The 21941-nt window shown below is 56.9% G+C and carries 16 protein-coding genes; 8 read left to right on the forward strand and 8 right to left on the reverse strand.

Annotated elements, in window-relative coordinates; all coding sequences use genetic code 11:
- Positions 1-56 precede the first annotated feature (56 nt).
- Entirely contained in the window at positions 57-2474 is a 2418-nt protein-coding gene (locus METLI_RS01840) for a CDC48 family AAA ATPase (protein WP_004037537.1), read from the reverse strand.
- A gap of 44 nt (positions 2475-2518) precedes the next feature.
- Between METLI_RS01840 and larC the strand changes: the two genes are divergently transcribed.
- On the forward strand, positions 2519-3703 hold the full coding sequence (gene larC, locus METLI_RS01845; RefSeq protein ID WP_004037539.1) for a nickel pincer cofactor biosynthesis protein LarC: 1185 nt from the start codon (positions 2519-2521) through the stop codon (positions 3701-3703).
- Entirely contained in the window at positions 3673-4368 is a 696-nt protein-coding gene (gene radB / locus METLI_RS01850) for a DNA repair and recombination protein RadB (RefSeq protein WP_004037541.1), read from the forward strand. The genes larC and radB overlap by 31 nt, the downstream gene beginning before the upstream one ends.
- Positions 4369-4648: 280 nt before the next feature.
- On the opposite strand, the gene METLI_RS01855 is transcribed toward radB, so the two are convergent.
- Positions 4649-6259 (reverse strand): IS1634 family transposase, encoded by a 1611-nt coding sequence (locus tag METLI_RS01855; RefSeq protein WP_004037543.1) that lies wholly within the window; start codon positions 6257-6259, stop codon positions 4649-4651.
- Positions 6260-6438: 179 nt separating this feature from the next.
- Here METLI_RS01855 and METLI_RS13025 point away from each other — a divergent pair, with 179 nt between their 5' ends.
- Positions 6439-7203: a hypothetical protein gene (locus METLI_RS13025; RefSeq protein ID WP_157203186.1), complete on the forward strand. Its 765-nt coding sequence runs from the start codon at positions 6439-6441 to the stop codon at positions 7201-7203.
- A gap of 498 nt (positions 7204-7701) precedes the next feature.
- Here METLI_RS13025 and METLI_RS12650 read toward each other — a convergent pair whose 3' ends face one another.
- Entirely contained in the window at positions 7702-10401 is a 2700-nt protein-coding gene (locus tag METLI_RS12650) for a HEAT repeat domain-containing protein (RefSeq protein WP_169313796.1), read from the reverse strand.
- Positions 10402-10953: 552 nt separating this feature from the next.
- Here METLI_RS12650 and METLI_RS01860 point away from each other — a divergent pair.
- Positions 10954-12243 (forward strand): ATP-binding protein, encoded by a 1290-nt coding sequence (locus METLI_RS01860; RefSeq protein ID WP_004037549.1) that lies wholly within the window; start codon positions 10954-10956, stop codon positions 12241-12243.
- A gap of 621 nt (positions 12244-12864) precedes the next feature.
- Here METLI_RS01860 and METLI_RS13035 read toward each other — a convergent pair.
- The gene (locus tag METLI_RS13035; RefSeq protein WP_004037553.1) at positions 12865-13014 is read right to left on the reverse strand and encodes a hypothetical protein; all 150 of its coding nucleotides are present in this window, start codon (positions 13012-13014) and stop codon (positions 12865-12867) included.
- A gap of 362 nt (positions 13015-13376) precedes the next feature.
- Complete coding sequence (gene dapF / locus METLI_RS01865; RefSeq protein WP_004037554.1) at positions 13377-14198, reverse strand: diaminopimelate epimerase; 822 nt, start codon at positions 14196-14198, stop codon at positions 13377-13379.
- Positions 14199-14339: 141 nt separating this feature from the next.
- On the opposite strand from dapF, the gene METLI_RS01870 reads away from it, so the two are divergent.
- On the forward strand, positions 14340-15167 hold the full coding sequence (locus METLI_RS01870) for a hypothetical protein (protein ID WP_004037556.1): 828 nt from the start codon (positions 14340-14342) through the stop codon (positions 15165-15167).
- 51 nt (positions 15168-15218) lie between these two features.
- Here METLI_RS01870 and METLI_RS01875 read toward each other — a convergent pair whose 3' ends face one another.
- Positions 15219-16472, reverse strand: a complete 1254-nt coding sequence (locus tag METLI_RS01875) for a hypothetical protein (protein WP_004037558.1) — start codon at positions 16470-16472, stop codon at positions 15219-15221.
- A gap of 142 nt (positions 16473-16614) precedes the next feature.
- On the opposite strand from METLI_RS01875, the gene METLI_RS01880 reads away from it, so the two are divergent.
- Positions 16615-17163, forward strand: coding sequence for a class I SAM-dependent methyltransferase (locus METLI_RS01880; protein WP_004037560.1), 549 nt, complete (start codon positions 16615-16617; stop codon positions 17161-17163).
- Positions 17164-17212: 49 nt separating this feature from the next.
- Here METLI_RS01880 and METLI_RS01885 read toward each other — a convergent pair whose 3' ends face one another.
- Complete coding sequence (locus tag METLI_RS01885; RefSeq protein ID WP_004037562.1) at positions 17213-18415, reverse strand: RuBisCO large subunit C-terminal-like domain-containing protein; 1203 nt, start codon at positions 18413-18415, stop codon at positions 17213-17215.
- Positions 18416-18417: 2 nt separating this feature from the next.
- Positions 18418-19380, reverse strand: coding sequence for a ribose 1,5-bisphosphate isomerase (locus METLI_RS01890; protein ID WP_004037564.1), 963 nt, complete (start codon positions 19378-19380; stop codon positions 18418-18420).
- Positions 19381-19434: 54 nt separating this feature from the next.
- Here METLI_RS01890 and METLI_RS01895 point away from each other — a divergent pair, with 54 nt between their 5' ends.
- Both METLI_RS01895 and atwA read left to right on the forward strand, forming a co-directional pair.
- Positions 19435-20262, forward strand: coding sequence for an HAD family hydrolase (locus METLI_RS01895; RefSeq protein WP_004037566.1), 828 nt, complete (start codon positions 19435-19437; stop codon positions 20260-20262).
- 54 nt (positions 20263-20316) lie between these two features.
- Entirely contained in the window at positions 20317-21927 is a 1611-nt protein-coding gene (gene atwA, locus METLI_RS01900) for a methyl coenzyme M reductase system, component A2 (RefSeq protein ID WP_004037568.1), read from the forward strand.
- Positions 21928-21941: the final 14 nt, after the last annotated feature.

A 21941-nucleotide genomic window follows, 5' to 3' on the forward strand; every position in this document is an offset into this window, starting at 1 on the left:
CTATGTACATCGCTCTATATATGCGGCGCGGAATGGCGGCGGTCTGGAAAAAAAGGTTACTGGTATTCGGGGGGCTGCACTGCCTCGGGGAGCCCGCCCTTGAAGAAGCCCTTCACGCGCCGGTAGTAATCGACGAGCCGCTCGTTCATCGTGGGGTGGACCTTCTGCGCCGCCGCTTCGAGGTGTTTTCTGGTGACGACCTGGGCGCCCTCCCGCATCGCAAACATCCCGGCCTCCCTGCAGAGCGCCTCGAGGTCTGATCCCACATAGCCCTCGGTGATCCCGGCGATCGCCTCGATGACCGCCGTCCTCGCGGGGTCGCCGAGCTGGATGCCGCGGGCGTGGAGCAGGTCGACGATCAGCCGCCGCCGCCCGCCCGCGGTCAGCACCTCGCCCTGCCCTTTCGAGACTTTTTCCGCCGCCTTCCTGAAGGCCTCGGCCGTCAGGATCTCCTCTTTCTGGAGGGAGGCGGCGATGTCCTCGATCGCAGAGGTGTCCAGCCCTTCGGTGGCGTCGACGGCCTCGTTTATGCTCGACCCCTCGATCGGCATGGTGCGGGTGTGTATCCCCAGGATCTTTGCCCGCCCTTTGCGGTCGGGTGCGCCGATGTAGACCAGACGGTCGAAGCGGCCGGGCCGCAGGAGGGCCGGGTCGACGATATCGGGCCGGTTCGTCGCCCCCATCACCACGACGTCGCCGCGCTCGGTGAGGCCGTCCATCTCGGTCAGGATCTGGTTCAAGACGCTCTCGATCACGTGCGACTCGGTGCCGCCGCCCCTGGCCGGGGCGAGGGCGTCGAGTTCGTCGAAGAAGATGATCGCCGGCGCCACCTGACGCGCCTTCTTGAAGATCTCCCGCACCGCCCGTTCCGACTCCCCGACCCATTTCGAGAGGAGCTGCGGCCCCCTGACCGGGATGAAGTTCGCACCCGATTCGGAGGCGACCGCCTTGGCGATGAGGGTCTTGCCCGTTCCCGGCGGGCCGTAGAGGAGGACGCCCCGCGGCGGGTTGATCCCGAGGTCTTCGAAGCGGGCCCGGCTGGTCAGCGGGTATTCGACCGCTTCCCTCACCTCCTCCTTCTCGGACTCGAGGCCGCCGACGTCGTTCCAGGTGACGTGGGAGACCTCGAGAAGCACCTCGCGCATGGCGCTCGGCGTGACGTCCCGCAGGGACTCGCGGAAGTCGGCCTCATACACCTCCATGCGCTCCAGCACTTCCTGCGGGATCTCCTCGGCGTCGAGGTCGATATCAGGGAGATAGCGGCGGAGCGCCCGGATCGCCCCTTCACGCGCCAGGGCCGCAAGGTCGGCGCCCACGAAACCGTGAGTCTGGCGGGCGAGATGGCCGAGATCGACGTCGTCGGCAAGCGGCATCCCGCGGGTGTGGATCCTGAAGATCTCGGTCCGGTCGCGCTCGTTCGGGACGCCGATCTCGATCTCCCGGTCGAAACGGCCGGGCCGCCTGAGGGCGGGGTCGATGGCGTCGAGCCGGTTCGTCGCCCCGATCACGACGACCTGCCCCCGCTCTTCGAGGCCGTCCATCATCGTGAGGAGCTGGGCGACGACCCGCCGCTCCACCTCGCCGGTGACGTCCTCGCGTTTGGGTGCGATCGAGTCGAGTTCGTCGATGAAGATGATCGACGGGGCGTTCTGCCGGGCGTCCTCGAAGACCTCGCGCAGGCGCTGTTCAGACTCGCCGTAGTACTTCGAGATCACCTCGGGCCCGGCGATGGAGATGAAGTGCGCCCCTGACTCGGAGGCGACCGCCTTGGCGATGAGGGTCTTGCCCGTTCCCGGCGGGCCGTAGAGGAGCACGCCCTTCGGGGGGTCGATCCCGAGTTTCCTGAAGAGTTCGGGGTGGCGCATCGGGAGTTCGATCGTCTCCCGCACCCGCTGGAGTTCGTCCTTGAGGCCGCCGATGTCCTCGTACGAGATCTTCCTGACGCCGTCGAAACCGGCGACCGGTTTTTCCGAGAACTCGACCCGGGTGTTCTTCGTGATGATGATCGCCTCCTCGGGCTCCACGACGACGGCCTTGAAGGCGACGATCTGCGGCTGCATGAAGGGCAGGCCGGCCTGGATCGGGACGGTGTCGTTTTTCAAGACCGGGAAGTCGATGAGATGGTTGGTGACGCTCTGGAAGTTGATCGGGACCTGCCGCGGCATGTCCTCGGGCGGGGCGAGGACGACCCGTTTCGCCTCGATCTCCTGCTCGATCTTCCGCACCAGGATCCGGTCCCCGACCGAGACCACGGCGTTTTCCCGGGTGAACTTGTCGATCCGTATTTTTCCCTGCTGCCAGTCGGAGACCATGGCCCGCCAGACCTTGGCGACCGTCCGGCGTTTCCCGACGATTTCGACGAGATCGCCGGGAGAGAGCCGCATCTGGAGCATGGTGTCGGGATCCAGACGCGCCTTCCCCCCGCCCTGGTCCTCGGGGTATGCTCTATCGATTTTGAGGTACATTTCGGGCATTCGTTACAATCATATACGCCCGGATTTATAACTACTGCCTCAGTATGCGTGTTCTTCTTCTGGATCCGTTCCACGGCGCCGCGGGCGACATGACGATCGGCGCCCTTTTAGATCTGGGCGCAGACGAGGCGCAGGTCAGGGCGGCGATGGCCTCGGTGGTGGCCGACCCGGCCTTCTCCCGGGTGACGAGGTGCGGGATCGCCGCGGTGCGGGTGGAGACCCGGTCGGGGCCGGCGCACCGCAGCCTCGCCGAGGTGATCGAGCGGGTGGAGGCGGCCGCGGCGCCGCCCGCGGTGATCGAACGGGCGAAGCGGGTGTTCCAGAGGATCGCCGACGCCGAGGAGGGCGTCCACGGCCACGCCCCGCACTTCCACGAGGTCGGGGCCGACGACGCCATCGCCGACGTGATCGGGGCCTGCACCGCTCTTGAGAGCCTGCACCTCGACGCCGTCGCCGTGATGCCGCTCGCCCTGGGAAGGGGTTCGGTCGTGGCGGCCCACGGGCGGATGCCGGTGCCGGCGCCGGCCACCCTGGGCGTTCTGAAGAATTCGGGGCTTGACGCCGTCTTCGGCGGCGGCGAGGGCGAGCTCTGCACCCCGACGGGTGCGGCCCTCCTTGCCGAGTTTTCGACCATAAAGCCGGCGGCGATCGGCGCAGTCCGGGTGCTCGCCACCGGCTACGGCGCAGGCAGCCGCGATCCGGCGGACACGCCGAACGTCCTCAGGGCCGTCCTCCTGGAAGGGACGGCCGGTGTGCCGGGCGACGAGGTGGACATCCTGGAGACGAACGTGGACGACGTCACCGGCGAGGTGATCGCCCACTGCATGGACGCCCTCTTCGCCGCCGGCGCCCGTGACGTCTCGGTGGTCCCGGCGACGATGAAGAAGGGGCGGGCGGGCCACCTGGTCCGGGTCGTCTGCCGACCGGCCGACTCCGCCCCCCTCTCCCTGATCCTGGCGCGGGAACTCGGCACCCTGGGGGTGCGGTGCATCCCGTCGGTCCACCGCCTGACGACCGAGCGCCGGATCGAGCGGGTGGCGGCCGAGGTGGCGGGCGTGCGCCGCGAGGTGGCCGTGAAGGTCGCCGCCATCGAAGGCGAGGTCTTCTCGGTGAAGGCCGAGTCAGACGAGGTGCGTGCGTGGGCCGAGGACCTCGGGGTGCCGGTGCGGCATGTCGCACGGATCGTCGAGGCGGCCGCATGGCGGGACCTGGGGGGCGAGGGGCGGTGAAGCTCTCGCGCCTCTCCACCGGTTCCCCGCTCCTCGACGACCTCCTGGGCGGCGGGCTCGAGCGGCGGACGATCACGCAGATCTACGGCGAGCCCGGCAGCGGGAAGAGCACCCTCTGCATCATGGCGGCGGTCTCCTGCCTGCGGGGCGGCGAGGACGTGGTGTATATCGATACCGAGGGCTTCTCCGCCGACCGCTTCGAGCAGATCGCCGGGGAGGAGGCGGTGGCTCTGGCCGACCGCCTCTACCTCTTCGAGCCGGCGGATTTCGTGCAGCAGGGGGTGATGATCGCCGAGGCCGAGGCCCTGCTGCGCACGAAGCGGGTCGGACTGATCGTGATGGACTCGGCGACGGCCCTGTACCGCTCCGAGCTCGGGACGACGAAGGACGCCCTCCGCACGCTCTCGCGGCATATGGTGCTCCTCCTCGGGTATGCGAAGAAGTACGAGGTGCCGGTTTTGATCACGAACCAGGTGTACATGAACGTGGACACCGACGTCTTCTTCGGGCTCGGGGGGACGGCCCTCGGGCATATCTCGAAGGCGATCCTCAGGATCGAGCGGCGGGATGCGACGCGGCGGGTCGTGCTGGAGAAGCATCGGTCGCGGCCGGCGGATACGTCGTTTGATTATGTGATTGTGGAGGAGGGGATCAGGGGGGTTTGAGGGGTTTTGAGCGTAGTCTATTTTCCGGGTCAGAAGGATGGGCAGATGCCTGTTATTGTATTGTGCTAGTTACTTGAAGATGCAAATAATCCTCTTATTCTGCTTTTAAAACCAATTAAATTCATTATTATATCTTAAATGGGCGATTACATTTAGAAAATTATATCCTTAAGTATGAACTATTCTGGTTCTATGCCAAACAGAAAATATATCTTGTTCGTATCTTTGATCTTGATTTGGGTTTCTCTGATTTGTGGTTGTACCCTATATTCCCGCCCACTCATAACGAGGCAGGTGGTTCCACCCCAAGATCATAATACAACTGTATTTGTTTCTCCAGCATCTCACCCACCCTGAGGGATTTCCCTGGTTGTTCAAAACACTCAATAACATCCAGCTTATCCAACAGGCCCGGTAACGTGTAGTTCTTGAGAATGCCATTCACCTGCATCTGTTTTTTGATGTACGAGAGGTAGATCAGTGCCACAAACTGTACAAACAACTTCCCATCCAGACTCTGTTCCGATGAAACCAGAGTACGACGCATATTCAAGCGTTCCTTGAGGTTTCCAAAGGCTTTTTCAACAACATCTTTGTTGCGGTAGAGCTCAAGAGCGGTCACTGCATCCATGGTCTCATTGGTGATCAGGGCAAAGAATCCATAATAGCGCCTGGTCTGGTTGACACTCGCCTCATTAACCTGTACGTGTGTTCCACGGCTGGGTGTCGTCTTCACGATGAAGTACTGCTGGTAGAGCGTCTCATGTTCAGGCACACGTTTTCCTGACTCCAGCTCCTGCTTCAGTGCGATCAACCGCCGGTCAAAGTTCTTCTCGTCTTCGGCCGCTTTATCGATGTTATAATAATAGTGAATGTACATGCGGCGTGAATCCTGGAGCGTATCGCCCTTATACGGCCGTTGCTGTGAATAATTCCAGGTGGTTCGAACCGTTCGGCAATAGAGTTCGTGGTTCTCGCTGTAATGCTCGAAGCTTCGGAATGTATCGTAGATCGCATCCAACTCTTTTCGAACAAAGACCAACGACATCTTGACGGAGACCAGAAACTTCACCCGATTCTGAAACAGGCTGTTGATGTTGTCGCGACTATAAAACCCCCGGTCCATGACCAGTTTGACCTTCGAATACCCGAGAATATCCAGTTCATGAAGCAGATAGCGGATTGTCTTGGTATCGGGGATATTACCGGCGAGTTTTCTATAGTAGAACGGGAGGTTGGACTCCTGCCCGAAGACGAGAGCCAGATTCAGTTGAGGGAGTCGATCATGCTCCTTGTTGTGGCCATACTGTACCTGCCTGAGGGCCTGTGAATAACTGGACAGGGTTGTTGTATCATAGGCCCAGAATTCCTTTTCCAGCCTTCTTTTTCCCTGCAATATGAAGAATCGTTGTTTGCTCTCCTCGGTGATGCTGGCGAACAATTCGCTGCTGCGCGGTGAGGTGAGATTGTCGCCATACGGATGTTTGTGGAGAGACCCCCACTTCTCAAAACGGTAGAGGGGCGTGCTGTCTTCAAGGATCAGATAGTATGCGATGGAGAGGATCTGCTTGTAGGTGTCAGGAAAACACTGCTTCAGATCCCGGGTGATCCTCAGTTTCTCACCGATAGCATCCAGCAGATAGGTGGCTCCGTAAAAGGAGCGGTGCACTTTCTCAGCTGATCTTGATCCGCGCTTCACGCATACCGTATCGTCGTGTGTCTTTCTGTTTCTTCCGTCGGTGGGGACGATCTCTCCTGATTCTTTATCGACCCGACCGATCAGGGTCCGCCGGGCACGAGATTGTTTCTTCTCCTTATCCCAGTACGATACAGATTGATAGGCATAGGTGATCCCGGATCGCTTATCGGTTTGATAGACAATTGCCGCCACCGTGGGTTGCTCCTCGTTATGGATCACATCTGACACATAACGATGATAAAACTTTCGCTTCGATGGAGAAGAGCTATTTGAGATTTTAAGGATGATGGAACGAGAAATTTTTGAACACGTTATGGGTTACCGAGAATGCAGGTTGTACCTCATCTTCGACAAATCTAAACTCTGCAGGGATGTCACGAGATGAAATAATCTCCAGTTCTATTGAAGTGCCGTACGGGGATCTATTCCGATATAATGAAAAATATGTTGGAAAGGTTGTTCATATGAAAGGCCAGGTATTACAAGTTTCTGAAACAGGAACAGATGATTTTGTTGTAAGATTATCTACGAAAGACTCGGGATACGGTTACTATGATGACATCGTCTGGGTTGAATTCCGGAATACAAAAGAGAGGATACTCGAAGACGATATGTTAGATGTCTATGGAGAAGTCGTAGGCATACAAAAATATACGGCAGTATTAGGAAACGAAGTTTCTATACCGGCCGTTGTTGTTAAAGTTTATAGCATCGTGGATACTGGAGAGATAGCTGTGGATCAACTATCATCTGCTACAAGCCTCTCAGTTTCAACAATGTCAAAAAATTGGGATAGTGATGCAGATGATGATGGCATAATTATCTATCCTACTATTAAAGACTCGAATGGAAACTCGATAAAATGGGCCGGTCTTGAACTCCCCGTATCTGTTAAGATTTATACAACGAATTATAATTCAAATTTCCAACAATATAAAGACAAACTTGTTTACACCGGAACAGGGACTCTTTCAAGCTGGGAAGATGGGAATATGTTCTCTGAAGGTGGAATTAAAGTTCCATATACTCAAATAAACGCTCCCTCTGGTGAAGATTATGGGTGGACTTATGTTACGGTGACTCTCCCCGATGGAAAACAGATTGAAGGTGTTGATAAGTTTACTTCGCTACGATAATTTGAAGCAGAAAAAATCTTATTTTACTCCTTATTTGCCCATTTTGATGTAATTTGAGGTGGGATAAATGCTAAAATACACATAAATATCATTATGTTATTATCCGCAGGGTGGCATTTCACAACAATACAAAAATGTAAATATTGGTATTGTATAATCTGTGGAATGCAATGTGGAGTTGATGTTTGGGGTAGAGGTATCCTTTATCGTATCATTGATGATTTTACTAAAAATTTCAATGATGATGAAGTTGAATATTCTCATTACAACGTTTGAAGGATCTATTGGGGTGGAGGCAGGTTTGCCTTCTCCTTCAATGTTATGATCAGATACTCAAACTCTAAACAGAAGCCACCCTAATAGATCAAGGGGGGTTCGATTCCCCCGCTCCACTTATTTTGATATCTTAAAATTCCAAAGGAATAGTGGTACGAGGACACCTCCTACTACGATCCCGAAAAAAAGCAGATCCGACACAAATTATTTTATTGTATTCTTTTAAATCATTAGATCCGAAGAATGACCTATAATTGCGATTTTTGGTTCATTTAGGATCTTTTCAATCAAAGGATCACGATCATCCATCTTTTGCTTAAATTCATCTTTGGAGAGGAGGATATTGTTTATCTCAATCTTAATGATATCCTGGGCTTTTTTAAGGGCATTACGAATACATTCTGGATCTGGTTCACCAATAATAAGAAGATCTAATTCTCTACTTGAATTAAAATACGTAAAAACAAAAGATCCATAAATAAACATTCCATCTATCTTTTCACTCGTCAAAAATGCGTTTTTTATAGCATTTACAACAGATAATCGCTTTAATGTGTCTTTGGCATCTTGACCGTCGTTCCATTTCTCTTTTGAATCCTCTTCTAACAATTGGATAATGGTCGGGTTTGATATTCCTTTTTTTGCAAGGGCTCGTGCAGCTCCATGGCGAAGATCGTCTCTTGATAATGCAGATTTGAGAGCACAAATTGCCTTAGGATCATCTGACATTCCCAAATAATGAACCGTGGCACCTTTCACACTTTTAGCTTTGTCAAATAACCTCTCCAAGATTGGTTCAATTATGAGTGGTTCATGAGATTGCCCTTTTTTTACCGTAAGTAATGATCTTATGGCCGCCTCTCTGACCGAACCATTGGTATCATTAAGACATTTAATCAAAGGCTCAATTTTTTTTGGATTATCTACTTCAGATAAATCATATGCTGCTCTCCTTCGAACAGCAGGATCGCGGTCCATCAATTTTTGAATTAACAATTCTACTTTTTGATTCTTCTTTAGTGGATCTGTCATGATGATTTTATCATTTACAATAGATTCATCAAAAGAATTGGACAAACATCCAGATTTCTTGAGTGCCTCATAGAAGAATAATATCATATCTTCAATTGGGGCATTTTTATCGAGTTCAGGATTACTGTACTTGTCTGGAATTGATGGATTATAGAACAAATTATGTTTTAATGTTGATTTATCCCATAGTGAGTTGAAATTAAATTGATGGGGGTGTCCCTTTAACTTAGTCCCAATATGGATATCATTTTGATAATATGCTGCTACCATGAGAGATTGAAGGATATTGTTCTTTCTTACGAAATCGAAGTGAGGTATAAGTTGTAATATTGTATCGACCGCGCATTCATAATTTCCGAATAAAAGATGCCTTTCAAGCCCGTAATAAAATATAAATACATAACCCAGAGCAACTGGCTTTGTAATATCTCTCAACCAATTTAGATAGATATACTTTTGCTGAGGACTTAAATTTTTGAATGTAGGATAATATTCTAGAGATTCTAAGGGATCTATTTTGGGGTTCATTATAATCTTATGATTACTATATATTAGGCTGGGTTCAGTTTTTGGAACTTTTAAATTGTATTTGCCATCTTTGAACCACAACAATTTGAGTATATTATTTGGTATTTTATAATTTTTAATATACTGTTCTACTATCATTTCAATAATGGGGCCTGATTCACTCTTTGATTGTAATATATTGGAGTATATTTCATCATCATAGAATAGTTTATATTCAATCAATGAATCGCGTGCAGTTTCTGAGATTATAATATTGGAATCTCTGGTTAATTGTATCAATGAATCTATTACCGGACGAATCTTTTTTTGCGCTTCTAAATAATCATCATTATCTAGTTCTTCTAAATTTTCATCATCTAGATCAAATTCAAAAAATGATGATATACTCTTTCCAATTTCCCCCAATGCTCTAATTGCACAGAGTTTTACTTTATCGTTATCAGAGTTGAGATGATGATTTATTACATCTATCGCTGGCAAACCTATTTGACCAATGGAATTTAAAGCGTTCTCTTGAAGTTCTTTTTCGCTGTATTGAATTAAAATGTCAAAAAGAAAATTAATTGTCCACTCATTTGTAACACATCCTGAATATCGTAATATCATCGCGAGTTTACTCGTTGGTAAATCCTGAATTGACTTTAATAACTCTGAATAGGCGTATTGACCCTGAGAAGAGAGAAAATAGATTAGGGCTTCATCACTGACTTCACTATATTCATCATTTAAAAATAGATGAAGTAGAATTTTGGCCGATTCGGGATCTTTAATCCTTCCAATTATTCCAATGATCGACACACGTTTCTTAGGATCAGCACTCCGGAGATGTTCTTCCAGTAATGGAATGATCCAATTTCCATATCCTGCAAGAGTACTAATAGCACTTTGTCTTACATGCTCGTTAGGGTCATTGAGGACAGAAAACAGATATGGAATGAATTCTTCATCTTGAAGAAAACTAAGTGAAAATATTCCACAGGCTCTACACTTGGGATCAGTATCATAAAGCAGTTCTTTTATTGAATCGATTGAAACATTTTTCATCTTCCCTAGCGCTCTTGCAGGGGGTAGTGCATCATAGAAATCATCCTTCTTTTTTATAATCGCTATTAATTGGGACGTCGTGCGGGGGTCATTAAACTCTGCAATTTTGTCTGCTATTTCTATCTCATCTTCTTCGGGATTAAAATCGTTAGATGAAAGTTTTTCTAGTAATTTATCAACCGATATCTTATTAAAATTCATATCTCCGCATTTAACATTGAATAATAAATTATTTTCGTATTTATCTGGTCGACTTTCCTCAGTAAGTGTTTTAGGACAGTAATTCCCATTGTGAGCGGATTCCGGTGCCTCTGGCATGGTGCGGGGCGAGCCATATCTGAACCGGCGGCGAGGGGCAAAGCGACGAAACCGCGGGCTTACCACCGCACCAGAAAAAGTCTGGAGTGAGGCTAGTGGGTGTGGTACCATTAAATCGCAGGCTCCCTCCCCTTTTTTCGCCGGGCCCCTCGACAATCGCATCTCTGATCGCAATCTCTCCAGCGGTAATGATCATAACCTCTCCGCGATTGAACATCGACCTGAACGGACCTGATAAAAGATTGGACCACTCAGTACCCGAACCGCCACTCATATGTAGTGTAGCCCAGCCACTCGATAATCACCACGATCATCTGGATGCCCCTTCTGTTTTTACCGTGATTATCTCACGCGAAGACGCGAAAAGACGCGAACGTGCCGTAACTATCCGGGATCGCCGGTATATGCATGGTCCTATGTCAAACTGCGCCTTCGTATGATCCGATGGGGTGCTGTATGCCCGTCCATAACCCCCCAAACATACTTAATTTCGCCGGGTTATAATCACTCAAAAACATACATTTATGCCAGGTTATAACCCACCAAAACTTCATGGCCGATCTCCTCGAACTCCTGGTCGCCCTCAATCCCTGGTGGAGCGGCAGGCCCTTCGACACCGGCGTCCGGCGGGACCGCTATCTCTCGACGATCAAAAAATATTGTGCGTCCGGGGAGATCGTGGTCCTCAGCGGCGTCCGGCGCTCGGGCAAGACCACCCTGCTGTACCAGATGATCGAGGATCTGATCCAGAACCGGGGCGTCGACCCGCGATCGATCCTCTTCGTCAACTGCGACGAGCCCGCCATGGTCCACCTGGATATGCCGCTGGATGCGGTGCTCGAGACCTACCGGTCGAACGTCTGGAGCGGAGAGGGGGCATGGCTCGTCTTCGACGAGGTCCAGGCGATCGCCGGGTGGGAACGCTGGATCAAGGCGACCTATGACCGCAAACAGTTCAGGCTGGTGATCTCGGGATCTTCCTCCTATCTCCTCGATTCGGAGGTCTCGACCCTGATCAGCGGGCGCTACCTGGCGGTGCCGGTCTATCCCCTCGACTTCGCCGAGTACCTCCAGTTTCGCGGGATGGAGATCGAGCCCGAGCCGGTCGCCCTCGCCGCCAGAAAATACGACATTTTGAACCTGCTCGGGCAGTACCTCAGGGAGGGTGGTTTTCCGCAGGCCGTGCAGCAGGAAGACGAGGGCGTGAAGTCTGATCAACTCAGGGCGTACTATGACAGCATCGTCTACCGCGATATCGTCCAGGTGAACGATGTGCGCAACCAGCGAGCGCTTGCCGACCTCCTCTCCTACCTCCTGGCCAACATCGCCTCGCCCTACTCCTACCGGCAGCTGGTAGAGGTGCTGGGGATCGAGGCGGCGACGATCAGGGAGTACATCCGCTATGCCGAGATGGCGAGGGTGCTCTTCGAGGTCAGGTATTTCAGTTACTCCCTGAAGGTGCAGGCGCGGAACAACAGGAAGGTCTACTGCATCGATACCGGGCTGAGGAATGCCGTTTCGTTCACGTTCTCGGCCGATGAAGGCCGGTGTGTCGAGAACCTGGTCTATCTCGAACTCCGGCGGCGGGGCTACGACCCCTATTACTGGAAAAAGAACGGAGAGGTGGATTTCGTCCTGAAAAACCCGGACAACACCCTGACCGCGATCAACGTCACCTACACCGACACCCCGCCTGAGCGGGAGATGAATGCGCTCCGGGAGTTTGCCGGGGAGTTTGGCGGCCGGACAAAGGATCTGGTGCTGATCACGAAGGATATGGTGCGGACGGACGGAGAGATCAGGTGCGTCCCGCTCTGGCGGTGGCTCCTCGGGGTGGAATGAGGGCTGCATTGAGGGGGCTGTGCCGGGTTTTGCGTGGGTGCCTCCTCCTCCCGGCGTGGGATCTTCAGCGCGGTGAAAGACTCCCTGACCTTCTCATCCGCGAAGAATAATTTCGCCTTCACCTCGCCCTCAGGTCATCGCGCCCCGGGTACCGCCGCGTCAGTTCAGGCTCGAAGATCCAGCAGACCCTCCCCCCGATGTCCCACAAGATTTTTTCCCTCTCGATCCGGTGCATGCCCTTTCACCACTTTCACCACTTTCACCCACTTTCACCCACTTTCGACGGCGTCGAAAATGTTTCTGGGCGCATTTGTGTCTCAAATCCTGATTTCATGTCATATCCATAGATTTCAAAAATCGTTTTCACCGTCCCGAAGATCACAGTCACCCGCACCCGTATCCCCTCCAGGGTCGCCCGCACTCTGTGCTTCTTCCATCTGGTGAAAAGAGGTACATAGGTACATATATTGATCATTAGATCTGTCCGTAATTTCCGATCCGCCGTCATTCCTCTATCCTCGCCTCTTTCGACAGGTGGTGAAAACCTGTCGAAAACGGTCGAAAATGGTGAAAATCAGGACCGCTGCCATCGGCGGCATCTCATCACCGGCCGTATTTCTCTCACTCCGGCGTCCGCCGGCACGTCGTGATCCCGGGGGCGATGACGACCCCCGAGAAGATGAAGATCGCCGGCAGGTCCATCCCGATGAGGTGCGCCTGCCGCCGGTGTCCCACAACCTCCCCTCCCATGTTCGCGTGGTTATACTCCATCAAAAACCCCCATGTATGCCGGGTTATAACCACGCGAAGATGCCGGATCTCGACCGCGTATACCCGGCCCGTTCCCCACAAAATCAAGAATGCCGGCCAAAAACGCCCCTCTCCACCTTTAAATTCGCGCCTCTCTCCGCCCGTTCTCCTGCCCCATCCATCCCCTCCCCGTCGCACCCCTGACAAAAATCCCGCCGCCCTCCCGCGGGGCCCCTGAGTTCCACGTGAAACGGTGCGCCTTCGCCTCCGTTCCGCCCGAAACCCCACCGATATCCAGATCTGAATCAAAGCCCGTTCTTCCCTTATTAGGGCGCTTAAAATAGAAAATTGGGCCTAAATTGGCCTTTTTCCCCCGGGGGGGTTCACCCCTCGATGACGCCCGAGAAGACCGTCTCGGCCGGCCCCCGCATCAGGGTCCGCTCGCCGCAGACGATCACCAGGGGGCCGCCGTTCGTCTCGATCGCCACCTCGGCCTCGACCAGGCCCAGGCGGTGGGCGATCGCCGCCGACGCCGTCGCCCCGGTGCCGCAGGACTCGGTCTCGCCCTCGACGCCCCGCTCGAAGGTGCGGATCCGGATCGAGGCCTGGCCGGTGACCTCGACAAAGTTCACGTTCGCTCCCCGCGGGAAGGAGGGGTGGCGGCGGACCTGCGGTGCGGCGGCAACCACGTCGATCGCCTCCACGTCCTCGACGAAGATCACCGCGTGGGGGACGCCGGTGTTCGCGGCATAGACCGTGAAGGGCCCGATCTGCTCTTTGTATTCGCCCTCTCCGATTGCCGGGATCGCCGATCTCTCATAGGCCGGGTCCACCATCTCGATCTCGGCCCAGAACTCGCCCTCCTCGTCGTATCCCATCGAGACCGGCATCGTCCCGGCCATCGTCTCGACGGTGCAGGTCTCCTGAACATACCCGGTGTCATGGGCGTACTTCGCCAGGCACCGGATCCCGTTCCCGCACATCTCGGCCTCGCTCTCGTCCTGCTGGAAGAGGCGCATCCGCACGTCGGCGGTCTCCGAAGGGAGGAGGAAGAGGACGCCGTCGCCGCCGATGCCGAACCGGCGGTCGCAGTACAGGGCGGCGAAACCGGGTTTCATCTCTTCGGGGATGACCGTTCCCGCCGTCTCGTCGATCAGGATGAAGTCGTTGCCGTTGCCGTGCAGTTTGGTGAACGGGATGTGCATACCGTATCGTATGGTAGTCGGATCATTTCTCTCTAACTGTCGGCGGTGGGGAGCGACTGTGGTTGATGAGATGCACGATGCCGGTTGTGTGTCTTCCGGGTCGCCGAAAAGAATACGTGACAGAAAAATTATTTCCTGTATGTGTCTGCAACGGTCCGGCCCGTCATCTGGCTCCTCCTCTTCCTCTCCCTGGTTGTCATCGGGACAGTGCTGCTTTCGATTTCCGGCCTGATCCCGGTGAGGGAGAACATCTATCCCGGGATCGTCCCCGGCGACGAGAGCGGTGTCCGGGATGTCACCCATCGGTTTTCTTACTGCTCACAGGACCACGCCGTCACGGTGCCCGTGGAGACGGCGGTGTACCTGGGGGCGAAGCGTTCCCCGAAAGAGGCACGGATGTATTCAAAAATGTCGCCTGAAGAGATGATGCAGGAATATTATTCTGCATTCATCTTTGACGGCTGCCAGGAGGGCCTGTATGGAGAGATCCTTGCCGATCTGAGGTCTATCCGCGATGAATCCGGGCTGGACGACGACGAATACCTCGAACTCCTTGCCGTATTCGTCCAGTCTCTCCCCTTTGAAGGGGAATTCAATGAGACGGGCGTAAAATTCCCCGTGGAGACCATCGTAGAAGGGGGTGACTGCGACGACAGGTCTGCCCTGCTCATCGGCCTCATGACCCGGGAGGGCTATGACGCCGCTCTTCTGGTCTTCGACGGTAAATTCCATACTGCCGTCGGTGTCAGGGACGGGTCCGGCGCCGGAGAGTATGGGGGATATGCCTATATCGAGACCACCGTCGTCATGCCGGTCGGCGTGAAGGCGGTGGCGCTTGCAAACGGCGACGTCCTCGACATCGAACCCCTTGTCATCCGGTTCGGCGACGGCACGAGATGTTATCATGGCAGGGGTGAAGACCCCGGTCAACGGCGAGCAGGAGAGGGACCGCAGGGTATCGTCCCGTAGGCGTATTCTCCAGACCCCTGGTCGATTCAACAGGGCCTCTTCCCCGCCGGCTCAGGGGAGATAATCGTCGACATACTCTAAGAACCGCTCCACGGTCTCCGGTGCATACGGTCCTTCCTCATAGGCCGAGGCGATCGTCATCGCATCCCTGAAGGTGGAGAGGGACATGAGAAACCCGTACGGCCAGCAGACGCAGGGGAGGAGAACAACCTCCCGGAGGTCGAGGGGCCGCCCCTCCTTTCCCGCGAGCGGGAGGGCGATCCCGGCGTCGATCACCCCGATGTTGGAGAAGACCGGGTTTTTCATGCCGCTCTCCTGGTAGCGCCCCATCATCCCGTCGAAGAACGCCTTCACCGCAGGCACGCCGCCCGCATAGATCTCCTCGTAGAACCCGATGCACCCGAGCCCAAGGCCGTTTGCCTTGCGCCGTTTCGTCGCCGCCGCCACCTGGCCGACGACATCCTCCAGCCGCCTTCCCTCACCGGCAGAGACCGCCACCTCGTAGGCGATGGAGAGGTTTGCCGGCGGCACCGGGCGGTCGAGGTAGCGGCGGAGATCGGCCGAGGTGAGCACGGACCTGGGGGCCTCCAGATCGGCGGGGTCGTCCCTGATCTCGAGCATCGCCAGGAAGAAGGCGGCAAGCACGACGTCGTTCACCGTGGCGCCGTGCATTTTGCCAAACGCCCTTGCCCGCGCCAGCCGTTCTGGTGCGAGCGTCCTGAGAGCGACCCGCGGCGCCCCCCGCCCGGTCCGCTCCACCGGGAAACGCCATCTATCGACGAAGGGCTCTTCGGCCTCGCAGGCCCCTTCGATCTCCGCCGCGGAGAAACGTGCGAGGACCTGGCCTGTGCTCCGGTCGTATAGCCCGGTGGGGGCCGGAGGAACCCCCCGGCAGGCGGCGAAGAGATCCCGCGCCAGGTCGAGGAGGCCGCGGGCGTCGCAAAAACCGTGGTGGCAGGTGACGACCACCCGGTCGCCTCCCTCCTCCCGGCAGAGGCCCACCCGCACCTGCGGCCCCCTGCGGACGTCCAGGGGGGCCGGCGGCATCGTCGCTCCGGGGGGGAGCACCTCGAAGCCCCGCTCCCGCTCCTCCTCCGGGATCTCCTTCCAGACCGGTGCGCCGCCCTCTAACGCGAACCGGCAGCCGAGATAGGGGTTTGCGGCGATCAGGCGAAGCGTCGCCGCCCGCAGGACGTCCTCATCGAGCGCCCCGTCGAAGGTGAAGACGAGGTGCATCGTCGGGTCGTAGATCTGCTCGAAATAGACGTTGAAGAGGTCGAAGGGTGGGGCCGGGTGGAGGGTCATGTCACTGATACTCTTGATCCGCCCGGATTATGGTTTTTTGCTATCTGGCGGTCGATCTGGATGCCGCCTTATCCCGGCCGTTTCAGCAGCATTGTGTGCACCGGAGAAATATTGAAATGGACATATCCCGGGAGGGTCTGATATGGGGGAAAAAGACGCGGGTTTGATCTCCGACCTTGGCTTTCGGGCCATGGCCTTCTTGATCACGCAGATCCGGGACCGTATCCACCATCCCGGTCGGTTTCTTGAGAGGATCGGGATCGAACCCGGCATGACGGTCGTCGATTACGGGTGCGGACCGGGCAGTTACGTCAGGGCGGCCTCCCGTCTTGTGGGAGAGAGGGGGCATCTCTATGCGGTGGACATCCATCCGCTCGCAATCGAATCGGTTTCCAGGATCATCGAGGCGGATGGGCTCGCAAACGTGACGCCTGTGCTTGCACAGGGCTATGACTCCGGCCTTGGCGATGGGGTCGCCGACCTCGTCTATGCCCTTGACATGTTTCATATGGTCGGGGACGCCGATGCGTTCCTGAAAGAACTCGGCCGGATCGTGAGGCCAGGCGGGATCCTTGTCATCGACGACGGCCACCAGCCGAGGAAGGCGACGAAGGAGAAGATCCTGCGGTCCGAGATCTGGACGATCGAGAAGGAGACCGACGCCTACCTGCGGTGCCGGCGACGGAGATGAATATTCAACCGGTCCGGGAAAAAGAGAAAAAAATAATCTGATATGGCCTTCAGCGATTCCCCCACCGCTCCAGGGCCCGCGCCAGTTCGCGGTGGTCCTTTGCGTACTCCTCCGCGGAGACCCCGGCCATGAAGGCGTCGGCCGCCTGCCGCATCGCCCGCGCCCCGGCCTCGGTGCCGTCAGGGTGGCCGTGGATCCCGCCGCCGGCCTGCAGCACGATGTTCGTGCCCAGGTTTTTGAGTTCGGCCGCCACCTTGCCCGGGTGCAGCCCGCCGCTCGCCACCGGGAAGGTCGGTTTGAGCCCGTAGTACGGGTCGGTGAGGGCGGCGTTGTCCCCGCGGAGTTCGGAGACGTCGTGGCTCATCTTCCCGGAGACCGTCCCGGTGTGGAGCTGGTCGCCGCCGAGCATCCGGACGATCCGGGCGAGCGGGCGCATCGCGATCCCGTGCTCCGGGTTCCTGGTGATCGCCCCGTGCATCGTCCGGTGGACGTGGACCGGGACGCTCACCGACGGCGCCTCGGCCAGGGCCTGGAGGGCGGTGAACCCGCAGGTGATCACGTCGATCATCACCATGTTCGCTCCGAGATCGATGGCGTGCTCGGCCCGCTCCACGATATCGTCGGCACGCGCCGAGATGTTCACCGCGTACAGCACTTCCTGCCCGGTCTCGCTCTTCGCCTCGTCGAGTTTCGCCATCACCGCCTGGAGGCGCTCGTCCATCGGGCAGAAGGTCTGGTCGGTCAGGGTCTCGTCGTCCTTGATCAGGTCCACCCCGCCGATCGCCGCTTTATAGGCGACCTCTGCCGTGTCTTTCGGGTTCAAGCCCACCTTCGGCTTGATGATCGTCCCGACGTGCGGCCGGTCGGTCGTCCCGATCAGTTTCCTGACGCCCTCCATCCCGAACTTCGGCCCGGTAAAGGGGACGAGTTCTTCGGGGAAGTCTACGTCGAGGAGGCGGACCGCTTCCAGGCGCCCGAGCCCGAAGAGGTTGCCCGCCACCACCGAGAGGTACTGCGGGATGTTTCCGGCCTCGAAGATCTCGGCCGGGTAGCGGAGCCGCGTGACATACCCGTTCCCCGAGGGCTCGAGAGAGAGCACCTCGCCGTCGAGGCGGCGGACATAATCGGTCGTGGTGGTGATATCGGTCCACGTCCCGGTCGTCTCCTCCTCGACGATCGCCTGCGCCGCCGCCTCCGGGGTCGTGTCGGACCGCGGGCGGAAATAATAGGTTGCAACAACGTCTTTCGTCATGATCACTCCTGTATTCTCTCGTCTATCTCAAATGCCTTGTGAAACTCCCCAATTCCCCAGCCGAGATGGTCCCTGATGATCATATAGGCCATCGCCGGCGGAATCGCCCCGATCTCGGTCACGATCAGGTCGACGTAGCGCCCCGGCGTGACGTCGAAGGCCGGGTTCCTGACCCGCACATGCGGCAGGCCCGCGGCGATCGCCGGATCGAGCACCTCGGCGGTTTCCCGCTCCTCGATCGCGATCCGCTCCCCGAGAATCGTCCTGGGGGCGAACTTGTAGGTCTCGGCGGCGACCAGCATCGGCGTCCTCGCCTCGTGGGCGGTGAGGGCGATCTGGGCGGTGCCGATCTTGTTCACCACCGCCCCGTTCACCGTGATCGCGTCCGCCCCGGTGATCACCAGGTCCACATCGTTGATATAACTCCTCACCGCCGAGTCCACGATGAAGTTCGTCGGGATCCCGGCGTCGTTTAGGGCCTGGATCGTCAGGAGCCCCTGGTTTCTCGGCCGAACTTCAGTGGCGAAGACCTCGATCGCCTTTCCCTCCCGGTGGGCGGTGAGGATGCAGGAGAGCGCCGCCTCTGAGTTGCAGTGGGTGAGGATCACGTCGCCGTCAGAGATATGGCGGGCGCCGATCTCGCCGATCCATTCAACTGCATGCCTGGACGAGAGGATGAACGAGTCCGAAGCCGCTTTTATCGCCGCCCTCCCCTCTTCGACGCCTTTCACGCCTTCGAGCGAACGCATCACCGCCTGCACGGCGTTCGGGAGAGAAACCGCCGTCGGGCGGGTGGCGACGAGGAGGTCGGCCGCCTCCTTCATGGAGCGGAGAAAGGAGGCGGTATCGGAAGTGTCCAGCCCGGCCGCATGGTCCCTGAGGGCGGCGACCGCCGACCGGGCGATCCGGCCCGCCCCCCTGATCTCCATGCTCCTGATCTGTTCTGCGGTTTCATTCAGCAACATACTTTAATGGAGTAGATGAATACCCGATCACATAAGCGTTACCTGTGTGCATCCATGACCGTCGCAGTGGTATTTGACAGTGCCGGCACGCTCCTGCGGAGCTACCGGACAGCACGGGACGTCCGCACTGGTGAGATTCTCTCAGACGTCGAGACGACCCTCCTCACCTGCCTGGACCGGGCGCGGGTGCTCATCGCCCTCAACGCCCATTCCAGGGACGTGATCGGAGCGCCGCCCGACCAGCTCCTCTCCTCGTACCTCTGTGCGCAGAATATCGGTTTCGGCGTCTCATGTCTCCGCCAGATCACGCCCCACGAAGACCTCGCACGGATCCTCTACTCCGACACAAACGCCATGGTCGGCGATCTCCAGGCCTGCATCAGGGACGTTTGGGGGACCCTGAAGGAAGAATCGCTGGTGGTGATGGACTCCGGGGCGATCCTCAACCTCACCATGCCGGGGATCGAGTTCACCGTCACCGCGGGTGGTCGCCCCTTCGAGGGGGCGAAGGAGGCGATCGCCGATCTCCACGCGATGGGGGTCGCCACCTTCATCGCCTCGGGCGACCGGGCGGCAAAACTCGAACGGATCGCCGACCACCTGGGCATCCCGCGTGACCAGGTGCACGGCATCGCCACGCCCTCGATCAAGGCGCAGATCGTCGACGACCTCAAAAAATGCTATGACGCCGTGGTGATGGTCGGGGACGGCATCAACGACCTCCAGGCCTTCAGGAAGGCGGATGTCGCCATCCTCTCAGAACAGCAGTCGAAGGAAAAGCCTCTTGAACTCTGCAAAGCGGCGGATTATATTGTCGGGAGTGTCAGGGAAGTTGTCCCCATCATCAGGGACCTCTCGGGAGACGCAATTGTCCCGATATAAAGGATAATATGATCTGACCTCTACACTACCCTTTAGGTATTAACGGAGTATATTATGACCGCGCTTATCACAGTCGAGAACCTCTGCATGGATTTTGGCGGGAAACGGGCTCTCAACAATATAAATTTTGAAGTCGCAGAAGGGGAGATCGTCGGTATCATCGGGCGGAGCGGCTCTGGAAAGACCGTTCTCCTTCACCTGATCAGAGGTGTCGACCAGCCGCCGACGAGCGGACGGGTGATCTACCACGTTGCGGCGTGCGAGGGGTGCGGCTGGGTGGACGTGCCGAGCGCAGCCGGAAAAACGTGCCCGAAGTGCGGCCAGACCCTGCAGCCGACCGACTTCGATCTCTGGGACCCCTCGAACGAGACGATGAAGCGGCGGATCATGGCGCGGACGGCGATCATGTTCCAGCGGACCTTCGCCCTCTACGGAAACGACCGGGTGATCGAGAATGTGCTGCACGCCCTCGAGGACATCAACTATCCCTCGAGCAAAGCGGTGAACCGGGCCGCCGATCTCCTCGACGAGGTCCGTCTCTCCCACCGCATGATGCATATCGCCCGCGACCTCTCGGGCGGCGAGAAACAGCGGGTGGTGCTCGCCCGCCAGCTCGCAAAGGAACCGTTCGTTCTCTTTGCCGACGAACCCACCGGCACCCTCGACCCGGGCACCGCCAACCTCGTCCACTCCATGCTCAACGAGGCCGCCAGGAATAACGATATGGGCATGATGGTCACCTCGCACTTCTCGCAGGTGATCGAGGACGTCGCCGACCGGGCGATCATGCTGAAAGACGGCGAGATCGAAGCGATAGGGTCGCCCCAGGAGGTCATCGCCCACTTTATGGAGGGGATCTCAGACGCAGAGACCTACACCAGGACCGACCTCGGGGCGAACGTCCTGATCGCCCGCGACGTGATCAAGCGCTACCTCTCGGTGGACCGCGGTATGGTGAAAGCGGTCAACGGCGTCTCCTTCGAGGTTGCGGAGAAGGAGATCTTCGGGATCATCGGGAAGAGCGGTGCGGGCAAGACCACGCTCTCGCGGATGATCTCCGGGATCATCGAACCGACGAGCGGCGAGATGAACGTCCGGATCGGCGAGGAATGGGTGGACATGACCAAGCCCGGCATCGAGTTCCGCGGCCGGGCGAAGGGATATATCGGGCTTCTGCACCAGGAATACGACCTCTTCCCCCACCGGACGGTCCTGGACAACCTCACCGATGCGATCGGGCTCGAGTTCCCGAAGGAGCTCGCGATCAGGAAGGCGGTCATCACCCTCCGCATGGCCGGTTTCACCGAGGAGAAGAGCCGGGAGATCCTGGACCGAAAACCGGGCGAACTCTCCGAGGGCGAGCGCCACCGCGTCGCCCTTGCCCAGGTGCTCATCAGGGAGCCCAGGATCGTCATCCTGGACGAGCCCACCGGCACCATGGACCCGATCACGAAGATCGACGTGAAGCACTCGATCATGCACGCCCGCGAGCAGATGGACGAGACCTTTATTGTGGTATCGCACGATATGGAGTTTGTGCGAGATATCTGCGACCGGGTCGCCCTGATGCGGGGCGGAAAGATCATCGCCCTCGGCACGTCTGCCGAGGTGCTGGCGCGTCTGACCGACGAGGAACGCGAGATCATGGGGAAACCCGGCGCGTGAAGGGGTGAAAGACG

The organism is Methanofollis liminatans DSM 4140, assembly GCF_000275865.1.
Classification (GTDB): Archaea; Halobacteriota; Methanomicrobia; order Methanomicrobiales; family Methanofollaceae; genus Methanofollis; species Methanofollis liminatans.